Origin of the sequence: Duganella sp. HH101, assembly GCF_001758795.1 — a bacterium.
GTDB classification, from domain to species: Bacteria; Pseudomonadota; Gammaproteobacteria; order Burkholderiales; family Burkholderiaceae_D; genus Rugamonas; species Rugamonas rivuli.
In genome coordinates this window covers 64,965-85,489 of record NZ_LRON01000027.1, presented here as the reverse complement: position 1 = coordinate 85,489, position 20,525 = coordinate 64,965, and the positions used below count along the sequence as shown (strand labels likewise).

Below are 20,525 nucleotides of genomic sequence, written 5' to 3'. Positions count from 1 at the left end.
GGCGGCGGTCGCGGCAAGCCTGCCGCGGCTGGCGCCAAGCCAGCGGGCGGTGGCGGCAACGGCGGCGGCAAGCCACGCGCGCCGGGCGCGCCGGCTGGCGGCGGTCCACGCACCGGCACCAGCGCACCGCGCTCGGCGGCCCAGCACCGCTCCGGCGGCCGCGGCCGATAAATCGGAAAGCCACCTTCGGGTGGCTTTTTTTTCGCGCCGGCGCGGCGGCGGCGTTTGCGGTTACGATAACGTTTCCGCCACCCCGTCCCCCCGGAGCCGCCATGCCCAAGTTTGCCGCCAACCTGTCGATGCTGTTCAACCATGCGCCGTTCCTGGACCGCTTCGCGCTGGCCCGCGCAGCCGGTTTCGACGGCGTCGAATTCCTCTTCCCCTATGCCTACGAAGCCGATGTGCTGGCCGGGCGCCTGCGCCGGCACCAGCTGCGGCTGGTGCTGTTCAACCTGCCCTGCGGCGACTGGGACGCGGGCGACCGCGGCATGGCCTGCGATCCGCGCCGCCAGCAAGAGTTCCGCGCCGGCGTGCTGCGCGCGCTGGACTACGCGACCGCGCTGGGCGTGCCGCGCCTGCACTGCATGGCGGGCAAGCTGCCGGCCGGGCTGGCGCCGGAACGCGCCCACGCCACCTACCTCGACAATCTGCGCTGGGCCGCCGCCGAGCTGGCGCCGCACGGCATCGAGCTGCTGATCGAACCGATCAACCGCTACGACATTCCCGGCTACTTCCTCAACACCAGCCGCCAGGCGCTGGACATCATCGCCGAGGCCGGCAGTGCCAATCTGTTCCTGCAATACGACATCTACCACATGCAGCGCATGGAGGGCGAGTTGAGCAACACCATCCGCGCCCACCTGCCACTGATCAAGCACATGCAGATCGCCGACACGCCGGGCCGGCACGAGCCCGGCACCGGCGAGATCAACTACCGCTACCTGTTCCGCTTCATCGACGAGATCGGCTACGACGGCTGGCTGGGCTGCGAATACCTGCCGGCCGGCGACACCGCCGCCGGCCTGGGCTGGAGGGAAGCCTTGCGCACCTGATCTGCGCTGCCGCAACACGAGGGGAGACACCCGGGCCAACAATATCCTCACACTTTGCGGAGCGCCTATGAAAACCACCCGTGTCTTCCTCCTCCTCGGCCTGCTGGCCCTGCTCGGCGGTTGCGCCAGCAGCACGCCGCGCATGGCCGCCGTGCGCAGCTTTGCCGCCCAGGCGCCGCAACTGGGCGCCTACCACGAGCTGACCGAACGCTACCGCAACACCTACCAGCGCGAACAACCTTTCCTGAGCGCCGGCGCCGATGCCCGCGAGCGCGAGCTCGACCGCCAGCGCCAGGCCGCCTGCGACGATTTCGCCCGGCTGCAGCGCGGCGTGCAAGCGTATATGCAGGCGCTGGGCCGGCTGGCCGGCGACGGCGCCTACGACATGGAAGACCAGGTCAAGTCGCTCGGCGACGGCATCAAGGCCTGGCCCGACAGCGGCCTCAACGAGCACCATGTGAGCGCCTACGCCGGCCTGACGCGGCTGGTGGCGCGCGCCGCCACCCGCCCCATGCAGGAGGCAGCGGTGCAGCAGCTGATGCGCGACGGCCGCTCGTCCGTGCAGCAGGTGCTGGAAGCCATGCACATCCTGCTGACCCTGTACGGCAAGACCAGCGACAACGAAGAAAAAATCGTGCTCGGCATGCTGGAGACGGAGCTGCCCTTCCTCGATCCCAGGCGCGACCGCCTGCTGCAGGCATTGGCCCGCTCGCAACAGAACGACAAGCGGGTCGAATACCACCTGATCGCCGCGCGCAACGCCCTGGCGCAGAAAAACCTGGCCGCCATCGAGCAGAGCCACCGCATGCTGCTGGACCAATTCCCCCATCCCTGATCCCCGCAAGGAGCCGCCATGGCCGATACGCACCACATCATGCAGCTGGCCGACAGCCTGTCCGCCTGCGCCGACGCATTGCACGCCCGCCTGATGCACGCCATCCGCCAGCCGGCGCCGGGCGGCCAGGCGCCCGCCATCTCGCAGGGCGCGGCGCAGGCGCTGTTTGAAAACGAGGTGATCTTGCGCCAGCGCGCCAACGGCATCTACCTCGATGCCGCCCGCCTGGCCGCCAGCGGCCTGGACAGCGCGCAGCAGCAACTGCTGGACGTCGCCGCGCGCGCCCGCGACGCCATCGCCCGCATCGACCGCGCCAAGGACTTGATCGACATCGCCGCCGAACTGCTGTCGCTGGGCGCGGCGGTGGCGACCGGCAAGCCGGAGCGCCTGGTCGCGCCGCTGGAAAAACTCAAGCACCACGTGGACGCCTTGCTGCCGACGCGCTGACGCGGCCGCGAACAAAATCGCCGCGCGCCGGTCCAATGCCGTAAGGAGTGTGCGGCATGAACGGACTCGACGAAATGGAATGGATGGCCCTGCGGGCGCGGCTGGAAGGCGCGCGGGCCGCGCTGCTCAGCCAGCTGGCCGATGACCTGGACCGCAGCGCCGACGTGCGCGTGCCGCTGCCGCACGAGGCGGAAGCCTCGCCGGCCGACAACGCCAGCCAGCGCACCCTCAACGCGCTGGTGCACGAGGCCGCCGAACACACGGCGCGCCAGTTGCACATCGTGCGCCACGCGCTGGCCAAGTTCGACGACCGCAGCTATGGATTGTGCGAACGCTGCGGCGAGACCATCGGCTACTCGCGGCTCGATGCGCGGCCGGAAGCGCGGCTGTGCATCGCTTGCCAGACGCTGCTCGAACAGCAGCGCCGCTAGCTTCAAGCCGCATCGCTCCAAGGCTGGTTGCGGATCTTGGCCACCTGCCGCTGCGCCAGCAAGCGCCACAGCTGCAAGGCGTCGGCCTGCGCCAGCGCGGCCATGGTGCGCGGATCGGCCAGCGCGATTTCGCAATCGCGGTCCGACCATTCGGCAAACCGCACCCTGCCGCCGGCCGACACTTCGACTTCATACATCAAGCCATCGTCATAGCCGAAACGCAGCACGGCGCTGCCGGGGCCGCCATCGGGACCGGCGGCGTTGCCGCTGTAGACCTCCGCCAGCGCCGCCGCCATCTGGGCTTCCGACGGCGCCGCCACATCGCGGCCGTCCGGGCGCGTGAGCACTACCCATGCCTGTGTCATAGCCGCATCCCCCTATCCATCCAAACGCGTTAGTCCGACGGGTGCCAGGTGCATTGATTGTAGCGACTATCATACCGAAAATTGCCGCCAGCGCAGGCTTAGTCTCCGATAAGCAACAACGGCGCGGGCGTGCGGCGGGCGGCAAAAAAACCTGGCGCGTTGCGGAAAAACAGGGGGTGTGGCCGTATAATCAATCGAGTACTTCGCCATCTACCGGCTTTTATTTTGATAGGCGCGACCGTGATTGCAGCCCAGCAAACGCCCGACATGTCGCCCGCCGCCAGCCTTTCGTTCCACGCCGAGCTGGAACAGGCCTTGGCGCTCGATCAACTGTGCCTGCTTTACCAGCCGCTGGTGGACTTGCAGACCGGCGCCGTGGTCAGCCTGGAGGCGCTGGTGCGCTGGCGGCATCCCGCCCTGGGCCTGCTGGCGGCCCAGGCCTTCCTGCCGCGCGCCGAGGGCGCCGGCATGACGGCCGCCATCGGCGACTGGGTGCTGCGCCGCGCCTGCGGCGACCTCAACGCCTGGCGGCGCGGCGGCCAGAACCACCTGCGGGTGGCGGTCAACGTCGCCCCCAGCCAGTTCCGCGACCCCGGCTTCGGCGACGCCGTGGCCGCCCTGCTGGACGACTACGCGATCACCCCGGCCGCGCTGACGCTGGAGATCACCGAGACCGCGCTGACCGAGGCCGGCGACGGCTGCGACGACCTGCTGGCCGGCTTCAAGGCGCGCGGCCTGAACCTGACGCTGGACGACTTCGGCACCGGCCACGGCTCGCTGAGCAGCCTGAAACGCTATCCCTTCGACGCCATCAAGATCGACGCCGACTTCATCCGCAACGTGGTCAGCGACAGCCACGACGCCGCCATGGCCAAGAGCATCATCGCCATGGGCCACAACCTGGGCATGAAGGTGGTGGCCGAGGGCGTGGAGACCGAGAGCCAGTGCGACTTCCTGCGGCGTAATATGTGCGACCAGATCCAGGGCTATTTCTTCGCCCCGCCGCTGGCCTCGGCCGAACTGCAGCAGCTGCTGGCCAGCGGCCGCGCGCTGCCGGAGCACCTGCTGCGCATGCACAAGCCGCCGCGCCGCCTGCTGCTGGTGGACGACGAACCCAACATCCTGGCCGCGCTCAAGCGCCTGCTGCGCGGCGACCGCTACCAGGTCTACAGCGCCAACGACGGCCCGCAGGGACTGGCGGTGCTGGCCGAGCATCCGGTCGACGTCATCGTCTCCGACCAGCGCATGCCCGGCATGCTGGGCGCCGACTTCCTGCGCAAGGCCAGGGAGCTGGCGCCGGACACCATCCGCATCATGCTGTCCGGCTACACGGAGCTGCAATCCGTGACCGACGCCGTCAACGAAGGCGCGATCTACAAATTCCTGACCAAGCCCTGGGACGACGAGCAATTGCGCGGCCATATCGCCGACGCCTTCCGCATCAAGGAAATCGCCGACGACAACCTGCGCCTGAACCTGGAGGTGCGCAGCGCCAACCAGGAGCTGGCGGCCGCCAACCGCCGCATGGAACAGCTGCTGCAGGAAAAGCAGCGCCAGATCAGCCGCGGCGAGATCAGCCTGAGCGTGGCGCGCGAAGTGCTGCAGCACCTGCCGCTGCCGGTGATCGGCATGGACGATGCCGGCATGATCGCCTTCGTCAACGGCGCCGCCGCCGGCCTGTTCCGCCACGGCGGCGCCCTGCTGGGCAGCGAGGCCGGCAACGTGCTGCCCGAGCTGTTCCAGGCCGACGGCGCGCCGCGCCACCACGTGGCCGACATCGAGGGCCGGCGCTACGCCGTGATGTGCTACCCGATGGGCGAGCACTCGGCCTCGCGCGGCAGCCTGATCACCCTCAGCACCGTGGAGCCGCCGCCATGACGACGCCCGCCACGCCCAGCGAAATCGGCCTCGAGCAGGCGGCGGCCGGCATGACGCTGGCCGCCGCCCTGCTCGACGCCAACGGCAGCGTGCTGCTGCCGCAGGACGCCGCGCTGACCGACGCCACGCTGGCCTCGCTGCGCCGGCGCGGCATCGAGCGCTGCGTGGTGTGGTCGAGCGCCGAGCCGGCCGATCCGGCGGCGCTGGCGGCGGCGCGCGCGCAGCGCCTGCGGCGGCTGGACCAGCTGTTCCGCCACAGCGCCGACAGCGACGGCGGCGCCCTGCTGCTGGAACGCCTGCGCCGCTACCGCGAGGACCAGCAGCCATGACCGTCGACGATGTGATCAAGGCCGTGCGCGACCTGCCCTCGCTGCCGGCGGTGGTCAGCGAACTGCTGGCCAGCATGAACCAGGACGATATCGACACCCACGCGCTGGCCGCCAAGATCACGCTCGACCAGGCGTTGACGGCCAAGACGCTGCGCCTGGCCAACTCCTCGTTCTACGGCATGCCGGCCAAGGTGACGTCGATCCAGCAAGCGATCTCGGTGCTGGGCTTCCACGCCATCCGCACGCTGGTGACGGCCTGTTCCGTGACGGACAGCTTCGCGCCGGTGCCGGGCAGCCAGTTCGATTTCCCGGCCTTCTGGCGCCACTCGATCGCCAGCGCGGTGTGCGCCCGCGTGCTGGCGCCGCACATGCGCATCAACCCGGACACCGCCTTCACCGCCGGCCTGCTGCACGACCTCGGCACGCTGGTGCTGGCCAGCCGCTTCCCCGACGACTACCGCCGCGTGCACGCCTACCGCGTCGAGCACGACTGCACGGCGGCGCCGGCCCAGCTGGCGGTGTTCGGCATCGACCACGCCGCCGTCGGCAGCGCGCTGGCCGCGCACTGGAAGTTCCCGCCGCCGATCCAGGCGGCGGTGGCCGGACACCACCAGCCCGGCGGCGACGGCCCGGCCACGCTGTCGACCGTGGTCTACGTCGCCAACATCGTGGCCCACGCGCTCGACCTGTCGGCGCAGGAGGACGACCAGGCGCCGCCGCTGTCGCTGGCCGTCTGGCAAAAGCTGGGGCTGAGCGACGAGGCCTGGCGCGGCGTGTTCGCCGAGGCCGAACAGCTGTACGACACCATGTGCAAGATGCTGAGCCCATGAACGCCGCCGCCCCCGCCAGCCCGCCGCTCGCCGACGCGCCCCCGCACGCCGCGATCGCGCTGTCCGAATTCTTCGACGGCCATCCGGTGGCCACCTTCGCCATCGACACCCGGCATGTGATCACCCACTGGAACCGCGCCTGCGAGCACCTGCTGGGCTGGAGCAAGCTGGCCATGGTCGGCACCAGCAACCACTGGCAAGCCTTCTATCCCAAGCCGCGCGCGGTGCTGGCCGACCTGATCGTGGCCGGCGACGAGCGCCAGCTGGAGCTGCTCTACCCGGGCAAGTACCGCGCCTCGGCGCTGATCCCCGGCGCCTACGAGGCCGAGGACTTCTTCCCCAACATCGGCGCCAGCGGCCACTGGCTGCACTTCACGGCGGCGCCGCTGCGCGACCACCAGGGCCGGATCGTCGGCGCCATCGAAACGCTGCGCGACGTCACCGAGCGGCGCGTGGCCGAGAACGCGCTGCGCCGCGCCCACGACAACCTGGAACACGTGGTCGAGAAGCGCACGGCCCAGCTGGCCGACATGAACGAGCAGCTGCAGGAGGACATCCGCCAGCGCCACCTGGCCGAGGCCGAACTGCGCCGCAGCAACCTGGAATTGACCGAGCTCAACAGCCAGCTGTCGCGCGCCCAGCAGCAGCTGGTGCAGGCCGACAAGCTGGCCTCGATCGGCCAGCTGGCGGCCGGCGTGGCGCACGAGATCAACAACCCGATCGGCTACATCTTTTCCAACTTCAGCACGCTGCAAACCTATCTGGACCAGCTGTTCGAGATGCTCGACGCCTACCAGAAGGCCGAGCCCGGCACGGCGGCGGCGGACGCGCTGCGCACCCGGCGCGAACAGATCGACCTCGACTTCCTGCGCCAGGACATCCCGGCGCTGATGGCCGAATCGCGCGAAGGCATCGTGCGGGTGCGCCACATCGTCCAGGATCTGAAGGATTTTTCGCGGGTCGACGCCAACCAGGACTGGGTCTGGTCCGATCTGCACCGCGGCATCGACTCCACGCTCAACATCGTCGCCAACGAGGTCAAGTACAAGGCCGACGTCGTCAAGGACTACGGCGACATCCCCGACATCCAGTGCCTGCCGCTGCAGATCAACCAGGTGGTGATGAACCTGGTGGTCAACGCCGCCCACGCCATCGGCGCGCAGCGCGGCCGCATCACCGTGCGAACCGGCGCCGACGGCGACGGCATGGTGTGGATCGAGGTGGCCGACAACGGCAGCGGCATCGCGCCGGACACGCTGTCGCGCATCTTCGACCCCTTCTTCACCACCAAGGCGGTCGGCAAGGGCACCGGGCTGGGGCTGTCGCTGGCCTACGGCATCGTGCAGAAGCACGGCGGCCGCATCGATGTCGACACCGAACTGGGCAAAGGCACCCGCTTCCGCGTGCGCCTGCCGGTCAGCCAGCCCGACAGCGAGGCCGGCAGCGACGCCGCGGCGGCCGGCGGGAGCGCGCCATGAACACCGCCCTGTCGCCCTCGGCCGAGCCGGCCTTCGGCGCCACGCTGCTGTGCGTGGACGACGAGCCCAACATCCTGTCCTCGCTGCGCCGCCTGTTCCGTCCGGCCGGCTACCGCGTGCTGCTGGCCGAGAGCGGCGCGCTGGGCCTGGCCGTGCTGGAAAAGGAACAGGTCGACCTGGTCATCTCCGACATGCGCATGCCGGAAATGAACGGCGCCCAGTTCCTGGCCCAGGTGCGCACCCGCTGGCCCGACACCGTGCGCCTGCTGCTGACCGGCTATTCCGACATCCAGTCGATCCAGGACGCCATCAACTGCGGCGAGATCTACCGCTACATCACCAAGCCGTGGGAAGACGGCGACATGCTGCTGCTGGTGCGCCACGCACTGGAGCGACGCCAGCTGGAGCAGGACAAGCTGCGCCTGGAAGCGCTGACGCTGCGCCAGAACGAGGAATTGAAGACGCTCAACCAGAGCCTGGAGGCCAAGGTCGAGGCGCGCACCCGCCAGCTCAAGGCCGAGCACGAGGCGACCAGCGCCGCCAACGCCAAGCTCAAGCGCAACTTCGTCACCACCATCAAGATCTTCTCCAGCATGATCGAGCTGCGCGCCCACAACCGGCCCGGCCATGCGCGCCTGGTTGCCGAGCTGGCGCGCCAGCTGGCGGTGCGGCTGGAGCTGGACGCGCGCGAGACCCAGGAAATCTTCATCGCCGCCCTGCTGCACGACATCGGCAAGATAGGCTTCGCCGACGAGCTGCTGCAAACCCCGCTGACCATGCTGCACGGCGAATCGCTGGGCCTGTTCCGCAAGCACCCGCAGCGCGCCGCCGAACTGCTGATGCCGCTGGAAGACATGCGCGGCAGCGCCGCCATCCTGCGCGCCCAGCTGGAGCGCTTCGATGGCAACGGCTTCCCCGACGGCCTGGCCGGGCTGGCGATCCCGCTGGGCGCGCGCATCCTGGCGCTGGCGGCCGACTACTACAACCTGCAACAGGGCGCGATGGTGCAGCGCCATCTGCGGCCGGAGGAAGCCAAGTCGCTGATCCTCGACGCCAGCGGCAAGCGCTACGATCCGCACGTGGTGGCGGCCTTCCGCCAGATCGTCGACGGCGACGCCGACGCCGGCGCCGGGGTAGAAGTGCTGTCCGGCGAACTGCTGCCCGGCATGGTGCTGGCGCGCGACCTGATCAGCCGCGACGGCCTGATGCTGCTGTCGGTCGAGCACGTGCTCGACGCCCGCATGATCCAGCAGGTGCAGGATTTCGAGACCAAGAGCGGCGCCCGGCTGGCGATCTGGGTGCGCAACCCGAAAGGAGAAGCATGAGCAAGATCCTGCTGGTGGACGACGAGGGCAATGTGCTCAGCGCCCTGCAGCGCGCGCTGCTGCAGATGTTCCGCGGCGCGCCGCCGCAGATCGAAAGCTACACCAATCCCTACGACGCGCTCGAACGCATCTGCTACTGCGACTTCGACCTGATCATCTGCGACTACCACATGCCGCAGATGAGCGGCGGCGAGCTGCTGCAGGCGCTCAGGGACGTGGCGCCGAACACGGTGCGCATCATGCTCAGCGCCTCGGCCGAATACGGCACGGTGCTCAGCGCCATCAACCAGGCGCAGGCCTTCCGCTTCATGGCCAAGCCTTGGGACGCCGCCGAGCTGGAGCAGAACGTGCGGCAGGCGCTGGCGCTGCGCGCCGAGCTGGTGGCCGCGCCGGCGCCGACGCCGCAGGAGCTGGAGGCGCGGCGGCTGGAGGCCGAGGAGCCCGGCCTGCTCGACGTCAAGCGCGACGACGACGGCGCCGTCATCCTGTAGCGGCAGTCAAGCCGGCGCCGCGGCCTGCGGCGGCTGCACCGGCAGGTGCACCGTGAAGCGCGCGCCCTGGCCGACCACCGAGGCCACCTCGATGCGGCCGCCGTGGCGGTTGACGATGCCGTACGATAGCGACAGCCCCAGCCCGGTGCCGCTGCCGACCGGCTTGGTGGTGAAGAAGGGTTCGAAGATGCGGTTCAGGTTTTCCGGCGCGATGCCGCAGCCGTTGTCGCCCACCTCGATCCAGACCCAGCCGTCGGCGGCGCCGGTGCGCAGCGTGATCACGCCCTGCTCGCGCAGCGCGTGGGCGGCGTTGACCAGCAGGTTCATGAACACCTGGTTCAGCTGCGAGGCCAGGCACGTCACCGGCGGCAGCGTGCCGTACTGCTTGTCGACCCGGGCCTTGTACTTGATCTCGTTGGCGACGATGTTGAGCGTACTGTCCAGCCCGTGGTGCAGGTCGGCCACCTGCCACTCGGTCTCGCCGACGTGGGAAAAATCCTTGAGCGCCTGGACGATGTCCTTGACCCGCTTCAGGCCGTCCATCGATTCGCGCACCAGGTCGGTCACGTCTTCCTTGAGGAATTCCAGGTCGGCCTGCTGGCGCAGCACCGCCAGCTGCGCCGCCAGCGCCGGATGCGGCGCGGCCGCCTGCTCGTAGCGTTCGATCACGCCCAGCAGGGTGACGACGTAATTCTTCAGCGAGCCCATGTTGGAGTTGACGAAGCCGACCGGGTTGTTGATCTCGTGCGCGATGCCGGCCGCCAGCTGGCCGATCGAGGCCATCTTTTCCGATTGCAGCAGCTGCTCGTGGGCGTTGCGCAGTTCGCCGATCAGCGCCTGCTGCTCGATGCCCTTGGCCTGCAGCGCCTCCTCCATGCGCTTGCGCGCCGTGATATCGGTCAGCGAGCCGATCACCTCCAGCGGCACGCCGTGCTCGTCGCGGATCAGGCGCAGCGTGTCGTGCATCCACAGATAGCTGCCGTCGCTGATGCGGAAGCGGTATTCGTAGGCGCGCTGGCCTTCGCTGAACACCAGCGCCAGGCTGGAGAAGATGCTGGGCGCATCGTCGGGATGGATGTGGTCGAACCAGAAGTTGGGGTCGGCCACCATCTGCTCGGGGCGGTAGCCCAGCACGTTGTAGGCGTTGTTGCTGACGAAGGTCATCTTGAAGTCGCCGCTGGGCACGGTGCAATAGATGATGGCCGGCGTATTGTCGACCAGGTATTGCAGGCGCACCAGCGGCGACGCGGCCTCGGCGAGGGGCGCGGCGGGCGCGCCGGCGGCGTCCGAGGAGAGAAAGTCGAACTCGTCAAATTGCATATCGATAGCCTCGCGACAGCTTCCATCCGGCGCAGTTCGCGCAAACGGACGGCAGGCATCGGCATGCGCGGCTGTGTCGATTATGCCCTAGTTCAGGCCGTGCGGGCGTTCATTGCGTCCAGCCCGCCGACCACTCGTGCGGCAGCGCCACAGGGGGCGGTGGCGGCGTCATCCAGTCGCGCGGATCGACGCGGTAGTACTTGAGGAATTCGGCGAACAGCTCGGCGTGGTGCTCGGCCATCTGGTAGGGTTTTTCGAAGAAGGTCTCGGTGGCGACGGCGAAGAACTCGGCCGGATTGGTGGCGCCGTAGTGGTCCATCACGCTGTGCTGGCGGTACATGGCGCTGTGGCGCAGGCTTTGGAAATCGCGCTCCAGCACTTCCGACCACTCGTTGTAGCTGGCCGGGTTGCCGAGATACGGGGCGCCGTTGGCGCGGCCCGATTCGCTGTCGAGCTGGTGGGCGAATTCGTGCAGCACGACGTTGTGGCCATCCGTCCAGTCGCCGGCGCCACGCTGCACGTCGTCCCAGGACAGCACGATGCGGCCGTCGTCCCAGGATTCGCCCAGCATGGTCTGGTGGCCCGGCGTCACCACGCCGCCGGGACCGACCTCGGCCCGCCGCGCCACGAAGGCGCTGGGGTAGACCAGGATGGTGTGCAGCGCCGGATAGACCTTGCTGGGCCGGTTCAACAGCAGCAGGCAAGCCTGGCCGGCGATGGTGACGGCCATCTCGTCGGTCACTTCCAGGCCCTCGCAGCCGATGAATTTTTTCTGGTGCAGGAACTGCACGACCAGCCGCTGCAACTGCTGCTGCAGCGCGGGCGCCATGCGGCGGTAGACGGGAATATTGTGCTGCAGGACGGCCTGCGCGGCGGCCGGCAGCGGCTGCGCCAGCACCCGCCGCAGACGCCAGCGCGGGTAGAAAAAGGGCGTCGCTATCAGCAGCGCCGTCAGGCCGATCCAGATCAAAGCTTCCATGTGCAGCGCGTCCGTTGAGATGTCCAGTCTGGGCTAGGTGGGGCGCCTTGCCGACATTTCAATATGCAAACAGCCGGGCATGCCCGGCTGTTCCATCATACGCCTGCGCTAGACGCTCAGCGCTGTTCTTCTTTTTGCAGCGACGGCGCCGAGCCGAACAGCGCGGCCACCAGCGGATCGCGCATCACCGGGCCGCGGTTGACGCGGATCGCATAGTGGGTGTCGTCGGCCAGGATGTGGAAGTGGCGGCCGCTGCCGGCCATCGCCTGTTCGCGCAGGCCCGGGCGTTCCTTGCGCGGTGGCGCGCCTTCGCGCTTGGGCTGGACGATGGCGGCCAGGAAGGCGGCCACGCGCTCAGGATCCGGCGTCAGCTGGTAGACGGCCTTGCCCAGGTAGGTGGCCGTGCCTTCGACGTAGCGCGCCAGCTCGATCACGCCGGCTTCGCGCAGGTCGCGGATGTATTTGCGGGCGCCGGACGGCGAAAACTTCAGGAACCAGGCGATTTCGTCCGCCAGCATTTCGTGCAGCTGCAATTCGCCGATCAGCTTCTGCATGTTTTCGATGCGGCGCAGCGTGGCCGAGGTCGAGCGGACGCGCTCGATCGAGGCCATCGACAGCGCCGGCTTGCGGTCCAGCGGGGCCGGCCCCGGACGTTCCACCAGCATCAGCTTGGCGGTCGACGCGTGCATTTCCGGCGAGGCTTTCATCTCGTTCTGGACCAGATGTTGAGGTTGTCTAACTGCATGCATGGGAACACTCCTTATAACAATTGCCGAGATTAGTGGCGGCGGATAGCGTGGCGGACATCGTGCTTCGCGCTACGGTCTCTGCATCTGACGCCAGAATGCCTTTTCGTGGAGCATTAGTCTGTGCGGCAACGAACATTAGCGAAATACTTGGCACTTAAGCTGTGACAAATGGCCTAGCACTAAGTTTCAGGAAATGTGCCGGATTTGATACAGCACAAGCTTAGGTACGCTAGCGCACGGAAGAGATGCACCAAAGCCCCTAATCTTCGGTCCAACAGCGGTGCCTGGCCATTGCTGCAACAATCACTCATCACTAATAATCGGGAGCTCACCTGTGAATAAATCCAAGAATATCGCCCTCGCCGTCGTCGCCCTGTGCGCGTCGTTTTCCGCCCTGGCTCAGGATGCGGTCATCAATCCATCGTGGTATATCCAGCCCAGCCTGAACGCCATGAAGCCCGATTCGGACTTCGGCGTGGACAAGCGCGGCTATGGCGCCGGCCTGAAATTCGGCAAGGCGCTCAATGAAAGCTGGGACGTCCAGATCGGCACCACCTATGCCCGCTCCCGTGAAAACGGCCAGCGCTACCAGCAAAACACGCTGGGCGTGGATGGCTTGTACATGTTCTCCCGTAAAACCTTCCGTCCTTTCCTGCTGGTCGGCGTCGGCGCCGAGCGCGACAAGGCCAACCTGAATGTCATCGGCGAACGCCGCAAGAATTCGCCTTACCTGAGCGCCGGCCTCGGTTTCCAGGCCGACATCAGCGACCAGGTCGCCTTCCAGGCGGACATCCGCAACGTGCATGGCTTCATCCGCGGCGATGAATTCCCTAACAGCAAGAGCAATAACTACTACGCAACAGTCGGCCTGAACATCGCCTTCAACGCGCCGCCGAAAGCCGCACCGGCCGCGCCGCCGCCACCGCCGCCGCGCGCCATGGAACCGGCGCCGCAACCGGCACCGGCCGTGGTGCCGCCACCGCCGCCACCGGCGCGCTTTGAGAAAGTGACGATGTCGGCCACCGAACTGTTCGGTTTCGACAGCGCCAAGCTGAATCCTAACCAGCCCAAGCTGGACGACATCGCCAACGTGCTCAACGCCAACAGCGGCATCGACAACGTGGTGATCTCGGGCTACGCCGACCGTCTGGGCAGCGACAAGTACAACCAGAAGCTGTCCGAACGCCGCGCGCTGTCGGTCAAGGAGTATCTGGTCGGCAAGGGCGTCGCCGCCAACCGGCTGAACGCCGTCGGCAAGGGCGAAGCCAATCCTATCGTCCAGTGCAACGACAAGAAGCGCGCGGACTTGATCAAGTGCCTGGAACCTAACCGCCGCGTCGAAGTCGAGCAAATCACCATCGAACGCCGCGTTCAGTAACATCAAGCAGCCCCGCTCCCGCAGCGGGGCTTTTTTTCGATGAAGCTCACTCTCGTCACGGTACTGCGATGTACCGTCAGCGAATGGTTTGAACACCGCGCCAGCAGCAAGGGCGCGGCGTTGGCCTTTTATACGCTGTTTTCGCTGGCCCCCGTGCTGGTGCTGGTGCTGGCGATCGCCGGCTGGTTCTACGGGCCGCAGGCGGCGCAGGGCCAGTTGTTCAACGAACTGCGCGGCCTGGTCGGCAGCCAGGGCGCGGAAGCGATCCAGCTGGTGCTGGCCGGCGCCCGCGACAAGGAGCAAGGCCTGCTGGCCACGCTGATCGCCGGCGCCCTGCTGCTGTTCGGCGCGACCAGCGTGTTTGCCGAGCTCAAGGCCAGCCTCGACGACATCTGGCAAGTACCGCCGCTGGTCCACGGCACGGTCTGGGACGTGGTCCGCACCCGCCTGCTGTCCTTCGGCATGATCCTGGTGCTGGCCTTCCTGCTGATGGTGTCGCTGGTGGTCAGCGCCGCGCTGGCCTTGCTGGAAAAACTGTGGGGGAACTACTGGCGCGAGGCCGGCATCGTGCTGTCGGCCGCCAATATGGCGATCGGCTACCTGGTCATCGCCGCGCTGTTCGGGGCGATCTTCAAGCTGCTGCCGCGCATCAAGCTGTCATGGCATGACGTGACGATAGGCGCGCTGGGCACGGCCGCCCTGTTCACGCTGGGGAAATACCTGATCGGGGTCTATATCGGCAACAGCGGCGTCGCCAGCAGCTTCGGCGCCGCCGGTTCGGTGATCGCGCTGCTGCTGTGGGTGTACTACTCGGCGCAGATCTTCTTCCTCGGCGCCGAGTTCGCGCGCCAGTACGCGCTGCAGCTGGGCAGCCTGCGCGAACCGGCCGCTACAGGCCGATAGCATCGAGGCCGGCGACGACACCAGCCCTGGCCGTGTCGTCGCGCCAGCCGGCGGCTACATGGCGCACCTTGCCACCATTGAAGAAATAGAAGACCGGCGTACTGCGCACGTCGAGCATGGACCAGCCGCGCCAGTGGTAGGCGATCGCCATCGGCAGCGCCGGATGGTCGGCATTCCATTGCGCATACGCGTCGAAGCGCAGGCGCAGCGCGTGCGGCGCCAGCAACTGCAAGGCGCCGTCGAAGCGCCGCATCAGGGCCGCGTCCCGCGCCAGCGCGTCGGTGGCGGCGCGGGAAAAATGGCAGCCGGCGTCGCCGATCATGATGACCGCCGGCCGCTGCGGTATCGGGTAGCGCGTCGCGTACAGCTCCCTGCGGCCGCTGGCCAGCCGTATCAAGGTCGGCACGGCGATGCCAGCGTCGGCGGCGACATGGATGGGCGGCGAGGTCTCCAGCTGACCGGGAAAGCGCAGCGCCAGCTGCGCGGCCGGCGCAAACAGCCGGGCATAGTAGCAGGCATCGTAGCAGCCTTGCAGCTGCGCCGGCGTGCCCAGTCCACGCTGGCGCAGCAGCGCATGGACTTGCAGCAGGTGGCGCGCAACGTCCTGGTCGGCAGTATGGAAAACGATACGGAACAGATCATCGAAGGCCTTGACCAGGGCCAGGTCCGGCAAGGACGCCAAGCGCGCCGGCGCATACGGCCGGCGCAGCTGATGCGTGTAGTAGGCTTGGTAGCGCAAGGTGGCTTCGGCCTGGGATAAGTCTTCCGACCAGGTCCGGCCGGCGAACTCCTCCGGCGTCAGATCGCGCGTGGCGGCGCCGGACTGCCGCGCGAGCGCGGCATACACGCCCAGCCCGGCGGCTAGTTGCAGGGCGCGGCGCCGCGCTACGAAGGAGGAGTGGGCCATGTGGCGGGCGATTGGTATAGAAGCAAACTTGACTTTACCATTACCACCACCCGCACATACTCTCGGATTCTCACGTGGGCTTGCGCCGCAGGTAAGAGCGCGGCGTGGCGACCGGCAGGTCGGCCACGGGCAGGGTCGACGCCAGCGCCTGCTGGTCTTCTTCGCGGATCACCGCGTCGGGCGCCAGCACGCGGGCGATCACCTGCGGGCTGATGCCGATCGATTGCAGGAACTGCACCGCGCTGGCGGTGCCGATGTCGCGCTGCACTTCCAGTGCCTGGCGGACGATGAACTCCAGGGAATGCCAGCCTGCAGTTTCCGAGGTCTCCGGCCGCGCGCGGCGGTCATGCTCTGGACTCATGTGCTGCTCCTCAAGATAGGTGTAACCGTATGTTAGCCGACTCGCGCATAGAAACAAGTGCGATTGCGCACTTGCGGCCGGCCAGCCTATTCGCCCAGCAGTTCCGCCACCACTTCCATGCCTTCGACGCGCTCGGCCACCACCTTGACGATGACGATCAGCGGCACGCCCAGCAGCAGGCCGGACACGCCCCACAACCAGCCCCAGAACAGCAGGCTGACGAACACCGCCGCCGCGTTCATGCGGGCGAAGCGGCCGGTCATCCAGGTCGCCACCACGGTGCCGACCAGCGTGGCGATGGCCAGCGAGGTGCCCATCACCAGCGCGCTCATCTGGAACGATTCGAATTGCATGAAGGCCACCGCGCCGGTGGCCAGCGTGATCAGCAAGGGACCGAAGTAAGGCATCAGGTGCAGCAGCCCGGCCACGATGGCCCAGGCGCCGGCGTTCTCCAGCCCGATCCAGCGCAGCGCTATCCACATCAGCAAGGCCAGCAGGCCGTTGGTGACGAGCAGCATCAGCATGTATTTCTGGATCGACGAGTTGATGTCCTCCAGGATGTGCACGGTGATCTTCTTCTTGCTCAGCGACGGCCCGGTCAACTTGACCAGCTTGCGCTTGAAGGTATCGCCCGACAACAGCAGGAAGAACACCAGGAAGATCACCATCACCGCCTGGCTGAGGAAGCCCATCACGCCCATCGAACCGGCCCACAGCCAGTCCATGACGGGCAGCGTGCCGCTGTCCGGCGGCGGCGCGGCCTTGCGCGCGGCGCGGCGCTCCTGGGCGCCGCTGGTGGCCTGCTGCAATTCGGTGGCCACGGCCTGGATGCGCTGCAAGGTGCTGGGGCCCTGATGGCTGCGGTCGGCCAGCAGGCGCGACAGCTTATGGCTGACGGTGGGCAGTTCTTCGACGATGGATTCGAACTCGCCCTGCACCTTGTCGATGACGACCAGCGAGCCGCCGAGGATGGCGGCGGTGATCAGCGTCGCACCGACCACGCGCGGCAGGCGCATGCGCTCCAGCCAGCACACGATGGGGCTGAGCATATAGGTGATCAGGATGCCGAGTAACAGGGGAACGAGGAAATTGCGCGACCATTGCAGCGCGTAGATGAACGCTACCGTCGCGATGACGCCGAGCGCCAGGCCACGGGCGTGGACATGCAGGGGAATACGCGGGCCATCGCCTTCGGCGACAGCAGCGTTGACGAGGGGGAGTACTTCAGGCTGCTGGCTCATGATGGCTCGCTAAAAAATCCCGGCGCGGCCAACCCGGCTGGGCTGGACCGCGCCGGCAGGTAAAGCTTACTTGACGTGGATGTCGTTCTTCACGCCGGTCACGCCCTTGACGCCGCGGGCGATCTGGCCGGCCTTGGCGATGTCTTCAGGCTGGGCCACGAAGCCGCTCAGCTGTACCGTGCCCTTGAAGGTTTCCACATTGATTTCCGTGGACTTCAGGCTAGGCTCGTTGAAGATGCTGGCTTTGACTTTGGTGGTGATCACGGAATCGTCGACATACTCGCCGGTGCCTTCTTTGGTCGAGGTCGATGCGCAGCCGGCGGTGGCCAGCAGCGAAACGGTGAACAGGGCGGTAGCGATTTTGTGTGCGATTTTCATAGCATTCTCCTTGGAGTGATTAAAGTCTTAACAGTCGTTTGTCAGCTGGCATGGACCGGATGTCCTTGCTACCGATGTAGACGTTGTACGCCCCTTCCCCGCCTATCTCTGTACGGTACCGTACACAGACCGCACATCGCACACGGCGCCTGAACTAGGTGCGTAAGCGCACAGACCCTGGCCGGCGCGCTGGCTATGCTGGATTCATACTTTTTCGGGAGAACAATATGAAACACATGACCGCCATCGCCGCCGTGCTCGTCGCCGGCACCGCCGTCCTCAGCGGCTGCGCCAGCACCAGCTCTGTGCCGCAACAGCAAGGCTATTACGCCAACCAGGCTGAAGCGGCTTCCTACGGCACCATCGAATCCATCCAGGTCACGCAGGCCAAATCCGGCACCAGCGGCGCCGGCGCCGTCACCGGCGGGCTGGTCGGCGCATTGCTGGGCAACCAGGTCGGCTCGGGCAGCGGCCGCACCGCCGCCACCGTGGCCGGCGCAGTCGGCGGCGCCGTGGTCGGCAACAATGTGGAGAGCAACCGCAACCAGTCGCACGAGCAGTACCAGATCAGCGTGCGCATGGATAACGGCGACTACCGCATCGTCAACCAGGACAGCATCTACGACCTGCGCACCGGCAACCGCGTGCGCCTGGTCGACGGCCGCGTTTATCGTTATTAATCGTATTAATCGTTATTCATCGCTATTCATCGCTACTCATTACCACCAACAGGAGAACCCCATGGGCACCATCATTTTGATCATACTCGTCCTGGCTTTGATTGGCGCCCTGCCAACCTGGCCGCATAGCCGCAGCTGGGGCTATGCGCCCAGCGGCATCACCGGCCTGATCGTCGTGATCCTGCTGATCATGCTGCTCACCGGCAGGCTGTAAGCGAACGGCGGACATCATGGCTCATATACGACACCTCGTCATCGGCATGGCCATGGCCTGCGCCGCCTGCGCGGCGCAGGCGCAGAGCAAGACCACGCCACCGCAAAACCTGCAGCTGCAACAGTCGGAAATCGCCAAGGGCGATCCGGCGCGCTGGTATCAGGACGACGCCAGCGCCGCCGCGCAGCTGCGCACGCTGCGCAAGGAAATCGGCGCCGCGCTGGCCGAGGCCAACATCGCCTGCAAACAAGGCCCGGCCGCCGAGCGCCGCCGCTGCCTGCAGGAGGCGCGCGCCACCTACCAGCAGGACATGGCGAACGCGGCCCAGATCAGCGCCGAGCACCACCCGCACTGACCGCCCCGCCGGCCGCGCTAAGCGGCCCGCTCCTGGTCGTGCGGCCGCCGCAACGGCGGCAGTTCATGCACGACCAGCGGCGTATCTTCCGTCACAAAACTCAGCCAGCCCGCCGCCTCGATGGCGCGCAGCGCATCCTGGTAGCCCTGCTCCCAGCGCCATTCGATCGACCCCTTGGAAAAATTGATGTCCTTGGCCGCCATGTTCCAGTCGCGCCCGGCGTACGCCAGCCGCACCACGTGCAGCGTGGTGCCGCAGCCCAGCTCGGCCAGGTCCTGCGCGCCCTCGACCGTCTTCGCCCGCTCCGGCAAGGCCTGGTACAGCTCGCGCAACTTCTGCTGCAGCTTGTGGGTGGCGACATAGTCGTCCAGGTGGCGCTTGGAGCGCGAGGCGAAGGTCACATCCTTCTGCCGGGTCTGCACCTCGTCCAGCGTGGTCGGCTCGGGGCCGTCGGCGCTCCACAAATCGACCATGAAGCACAGCGTATCGACATGCTCGTTATCGTCCAGCACGGTCTCCAGCGGCGTGTTCGAATACAGGCCGCCGTCCCAGTACAGCTCGCCGTCTATGCGCACCGGCGGGAAGCCCGGCGGCAGCGCGCCGCTGGCGCGGATGTGGTCGGCGTTGAGGGTTTGTTCGCGGTTGTCGAAGCTGCGCAGGCTGCCGCAGGCGACCTTGAGCGCGTTGACCGTCAGCCGCATGCCGCCCGGCTGGTTCAGGTAATCGAAATCGATCAGGCGGTTCAAGGTATCGCCCAGCTCGCTCGTGTCGTAGAAGCTGGCCTGCTCGGGATCGACCGCGGCCCCGGTCGGGAACAGGCTCATGAAGCGCGGCTTGAAGAAGCCCGGCACGCCGCGCAGCAGCGTGTCCCAGGTTTGCAGCAGCACGTTGGAGCGCCGCTGCTGGTCCGGCACATGGCGCATATCGTAGCTGTCGCGGTGGGCGATGCCGTCCCAGAACTGCCGCAGCCGCTGCAGCCGCGTCTCGTGCGGATTGCCGGCCAGGATGGCGGCGTTGATCGCGCCGATCGACGTGCCGACGATCCAGTCCGGCGCCAGGCCGTGCTCGTGCATCGCCTGGAACACGCCGGCCTGGTAGGCGCCCAGCGCGCCGCCGCCCTGCAACACCAGCACCACGCGCAAGCGCTCGGGATTCAATTCGGGTTTGGGACTGCTCATCTGCATAGCTCCAATAAAAAAACGCCGCGGTGGCGGCGTTTGGGGGATTACTCCTGCTCCGGCGCGGGTTTGCGCCGCAACAGCCAGGCCACGCCGAGGCCGGCAACCAGCGCCACGCCCATGACCGGCTTGACCAGGCGCTTGCGGGCGATGTAGGAACCCACCGTCAGCGCATACGGCATCAGCGTCTTGAAGTTGATGCCCTTCAGGCCGCCCGGCTGCAACAGGCCGCCGAGGCGGGCCTGGGCCATGCCGATGGCCTGCTCGACGGCGCCATGGAACATCGCGTCCGGCTGCAGCGCGTTGGCCACCAGGGCCTTGGCGTGCACCACCTTGATGCGGTACAGCTCACCCTCGCGTATCAGGCGCTGCTTGTCCGCGTCGATCGCGGCGTGTTCGGATTCTTTGCTCATCTGCTCTC

Annotated in this window: 25 protein-coding genes; 15 read left to right on the top strand and 10 right to left on the bottom strand. The window is 67.3% G+C overall.

Annotated elements, in window-relative coordinates; translation table 11 throughout:
• Positions 1–272: 272 nt before the first annotated feature.
• The 4 genes from hyi (at position 273) to DUGA2_RS28735 (ending at position 2,765) form a co-directional block, all read left to right on the top strand.
• Complete coding sequence (gene hyi / locus DUGA2_RS28750) at positions 273–1,052, top strand: hydroxypyruvate isomerase (protein WP_070272783.1); 780 nt, start codon at positions 273–275, stop codon at positions 1,050–1,052.
• Between the two features lie 67 nt (positions 1,053–1,119).
• The gene (locus DUGA2_RS28745; protein WP_070272782.1) at positions 1,120–1,887 is read left to right on the top strand and encodes a hypothetical protein; all 768 of its coding nucleotides are present in this window, start codon (positions 1,120–1,122) and stop codon (positions 1,885–1,887) included.
• A gap of 18 nt (positions 1,888–1,905) precedes the next feature.
• Positions 1,906–2,334 carry a hypothetical protein gene (locus tag DUGA2_RS28740; RefSeq protein WP_070272781.1) on the top strand — a complete coding sequence of 143 codons (429 nt, stop codon included), beginning with the start codon at positions 1,906–1,908 and terminating at the stop codon, positions 2,332–2,334.
• A gap of 56 nt (positions 2,335–2,390) precedes the next feature.
• The gene (locus DUGA2_RS28735) at positions 2,391–2,765 is read left to right on the top strand and encodes a TraR/DksA family transcriptional regulator (protein WP_070272780.1); all 375 of its coding nucleotides are present in this window, start codon (positions 2,391–2,393) and stop codon (positions 2,763–2,765) included.
• Between the two features lie 2 nt (positions 2,766–2,767).
• Here DUGA2_RS28735 and DUGA2_RS28730 read toward each other — a convergent pair whose 3' ends face one another.
• Positions 2,768–3,130, bottom strand: coding sequence for a hypothetical protein (locus tag DUGA2_RS28730; RefSeq protein WP_070272779.1), 363 nt, complete (start codon positions 3,128–3,130; stop codon positions 2,768–2,770).
• 240 nt (positions 3,131–3,370) lie between these two features.
• On the opposite strand from DUGA2_RS28730, the gene DUGA2_RS28725 reads away from it, so the two are divergent.
• Genes DUGA2_RS28725 through DUGA2_RS28700 form a run of 6 tightly spaced genes read left to right on the top strand, consistent with a single transcriptional unit; the run spans position 3,371 to position 9,461 of the window.
• The gene (locus DUGA2_RS28725) at positions 3,371–5,008 is read left to right on the top strand and encodes an EAL domain-containing protein (protein ID WP_229214792.1); all 1,638 of its coding nucleotides are present in this window, start codon (positions 3,371–3,373) and stop codon (positions 5,006–5,008) included.
• Positions 5,005–5,337, top strand: a complete 333-nt coding sequence (locus DUGA2_RS28720; RefSeq protein ID WP_070272777.1) for a hypothetical protein — start codon at positions 5,005–5,007, stop codon at positions 5,335–5,337. Before DUGA2_RS28725 ends, DUGA2_RS28720 begins: the two co-directional genes overlap by 4 nt.
• The gene (locus DUGA2_RS28715; RefSeq protein WP_070272776.1) at positions 5,334–6,167 is read left to right on the top strand and encodes an HDOD domain-containing protein; all 834 of its coding nucleotides are present in this window, start codon (positions 5,334–5,336) and stop codon (positions 6,165–6,167) included. Before DUGA2_RS28720 ends, DUGA2_RS28715 begins: the two co-directional genes overlap by 4 nt.
• Positions 6,164–7,645, top strand: coding sequence for an ATP-binding protein (locus DUGA2_RS28710; RefSeq protein ID WP_070272775.1), 1,482 nt, complete (start codon positions 6,164–6,166; stop codon positions 7,643–7,645). Before DUGA2_RS28715 ends, DUGA2_RS28710 begins: the two co-directional genes overlap by 4 nt.
• Positions 7,642–8,970 carry an HD domain-containing phosphohydrolase gene (locus tag DUGA2_RS28705; protein WP_070272774.1) on the top strand — a complete coding sequence of 443 codons (1,329 nt, stop codon included), beginning with the start codon at positions 7,642–7,644 and terminating at the stop codon, positions 8,968–8,970. Before DUGA2_RS28710 ends, DUGA2_RS28705 begins: the two co-directional genes overlap by 4 nt.
• The gene (locus DUGA2_RS28700) at positions 8,967–9,461 is read left to right on the top strand and encodes a response regulator (RefSeq protein WP_070272773.1); all 495 of its coding nucleotides are present in this window, start codon (positions 8,967–8,969) and stop codon (positions 9,459–9,461) included. Before DUGA2_RS28705 ends, DUGA2_RS28700 begins: the two co-directional genes overlap by 4 nt.
• A 6-nt stretch (positions 9,462–9,467) precedes the next feature.
• Here the strand turns inward: DUGA2_RS28700 and DUGA2_RS28695 are convergent, their stop codons facing one another.
• From DUGA2_RS28695 to DUGA2_RS28685, 3 genes are all read right to left on the bottom strand, one after another.
• Positions 9,468–10,781, bottom strand: a complete 1,314-nt coding sequence (locus DUGA2_RS28695; RefSeq protein WP_070272772.1) for an ATP-binding protein — start codon at positions 10,779–10,781, stop codon at positions 9,468–9,470.
• Between the two features lie 109 nt (positions 10,782–10,890).
• Complete coding sequence (locus DUGA2_RS28690; RefSeq protein ID WP_070272771.1) at positions 10,891–11,760, bottom strand: zinc-dependent peptidase; 870 nt, start codon at positions 11,758–11,760, stop codon at positions 10,891–10,893.
• Between the two features lie 116 nt (positions 11,761–11,876).
• The gene (locus DUGA2_RS28685; RefSeq protein WP_070272770.1) at positions 11,877–12,509 is read right to left on the bottom strand and encodes a winged helix-turn-helix domain-containing protein; all 633 of its coding nucleotides are present in this window, start codon (positions 12,507–12,509) and stop codon (positions 11,877–11,879) included.
• A 334-nt stretch (positions 12,510–12,843) separates the two neighbouring features.
• Between DUGA2_RS28685 and DUGA2_RS28680 the strand changes: the two genes are divergently transcribed.
• Together DUGA2_RS28680 and DUGA2_RS28675 are read left to right on the top strand one after the other, a co-directional pair.
• A complete protein-coding gene (locus DUGA2_RS28680; RefSeq protein WP_070272768.1) occupies positions 12,844–13,887 on the top strand; it encodes an OmpA family protein in 1,044 nt (347 codons plus the stop codon).
• A gap of 39 nt (positions 13,888–13,926) precedes the next feature.
• Positions 13,927–14,790 carry a YihY/virulence factor BrkB family protein gene (locus tag DUGA2_RS28675; RefSeq protein ID WP_070272766.1) on the top strand — a complete coding sequence of 288 codons (864 nt, stop codon included), beginning with the start codon at positions 13,927–13,929 and terminating at the stop codon, positions 14,788–14,790.
• Here DUGA2_RS28675 and DUGA2_RS28670 read toward each other — a convergent pair.
• The 4 genes from DUGA2_RS28670 to DUGA2_RS28655 form a co-directional block, all read right to left on the bottom strand.
• Positions 14,777–15,697, bottom strand: coding sequence for a hypothetical protein (locus DUGA2_RS28670; protein WP_070272765.1), 921 nt, complete (start codon positions 15,695–15,697; stop codon positions 14,777–14,779). The two genes, DUGA2_RS28675 and DUGA2_RS28670, sit on opposite strands and share 14 nt — an antisense overlap.
• 70 nt (positions 15,698–15,767) lie before the next feature.
• Positions 15,768–16,058, bottom strand: coding sequence for a hypothetical protein (locus tag DUGA2_RS28665; RefSeq protein ID WP_070272763.1), 291 nt, complete (start codon positions 16,056–16,058; stop codon positions 15,768–15,770).
• An 86-nt stretch (positions 16,059–16,144) separates the two neighbouring features.
• A complete protein-coding gene (locus DUGA2_RS28660; RefSeq protein ID WP_070272761.1) occupies positions 16,145–17,299 on the bottom strand; it encodes an AI-2E family transporter in 1,155 nt (384 codons plus the stop codon).
• 66 nt (positions 17,300–17,365) lie between these two features.
• A complete protein-coding gene (locus tag DUGA2_RS28655; RefSeq protein WP_070272759.1) occupies positions 17,366–17,677 on the bottom strand; it encodes a BON domain-containing protein in 312 nt (103 codons plus the stop codon).
• A gap of 227 nt (positions 17,678–17,904) precedes the next feature.
• Between DUGA2_RS28655 and DUGA2_RS28650 the strand changes: the two genes are divergently transcribed.
• The 3 genes from DUGA2_RS28650 (at position 17,905) to DUGA2_RS28640 (ending at position 18,926) form a co-directional block, all read left to right on the top strand.
• Entirely contained in the window at positions 17,905–18,357 is a 453-nt protein-coding gene (locus tag DUGA2_RS28650; protein ID WP_070272757.1) for a glycine zipper 2TM domain-containing protein, read from the top strand.
• Between the two features lie 61 nt (positions 18,358–18,418).
• The gene (locus DUGA2_RS28645; protein ID WP_008446884.1) at positions 18,419–18,571 is read left to right on the top strand and encodes a DUF3309 domain-containing protein; all 153 of its coding nucleotides are present in this window, start codon (positions 18,419–18,421) and stop codon (positions 18,569–18,571) included.
• Between the two features lie 16 nt (positions 18,572–18,587).
• A complete protein-coding gene (locus tag DUGA2_RS28640) occupies positions 18,588–18,926 on the top strand; it encodes a hypothetical protein (protein ID WP_070272756.1) in 339 nt (112 codons plus the stop codon).
• Between the two features lie 17 nt (positions 18,927–18,943).
• Here the strand turns inward: DUGA2_RS28640 and DUGA2_RS28635 are convergent, their stop codons facing one another.
• Both DUGA2_RS28635 and DUGA2_RS28630 read right to left on the bottom strand, forming a co-directional pair.
• The gene (locus DUGA2_RS28635) at positions 18,944–20,104 is read right to left on the bottom strand and encodes a patatin-like phospholipase family protein (protein ID WP_070272787.1); all 1,161 of its coding nucleotides are present in this window, start codon (positions 20,102–20,104) and stop codon (positions 18,944–18,946) included.
• A gap of 47 nt (positions 20,105–20,151) precedes the next feature.
• Positions 20,152–20,517, bottom strand: coding sequence for a hypothetical protein (locus tag DUGA2_RS28630; protein WP_070272754.1), 366 nt, complete (start codon positions 20,515–20,517; stop codon positions 20,152–20,154).
• Positions 20,518–20,525 lie beyond the last annotated feature (8 nt).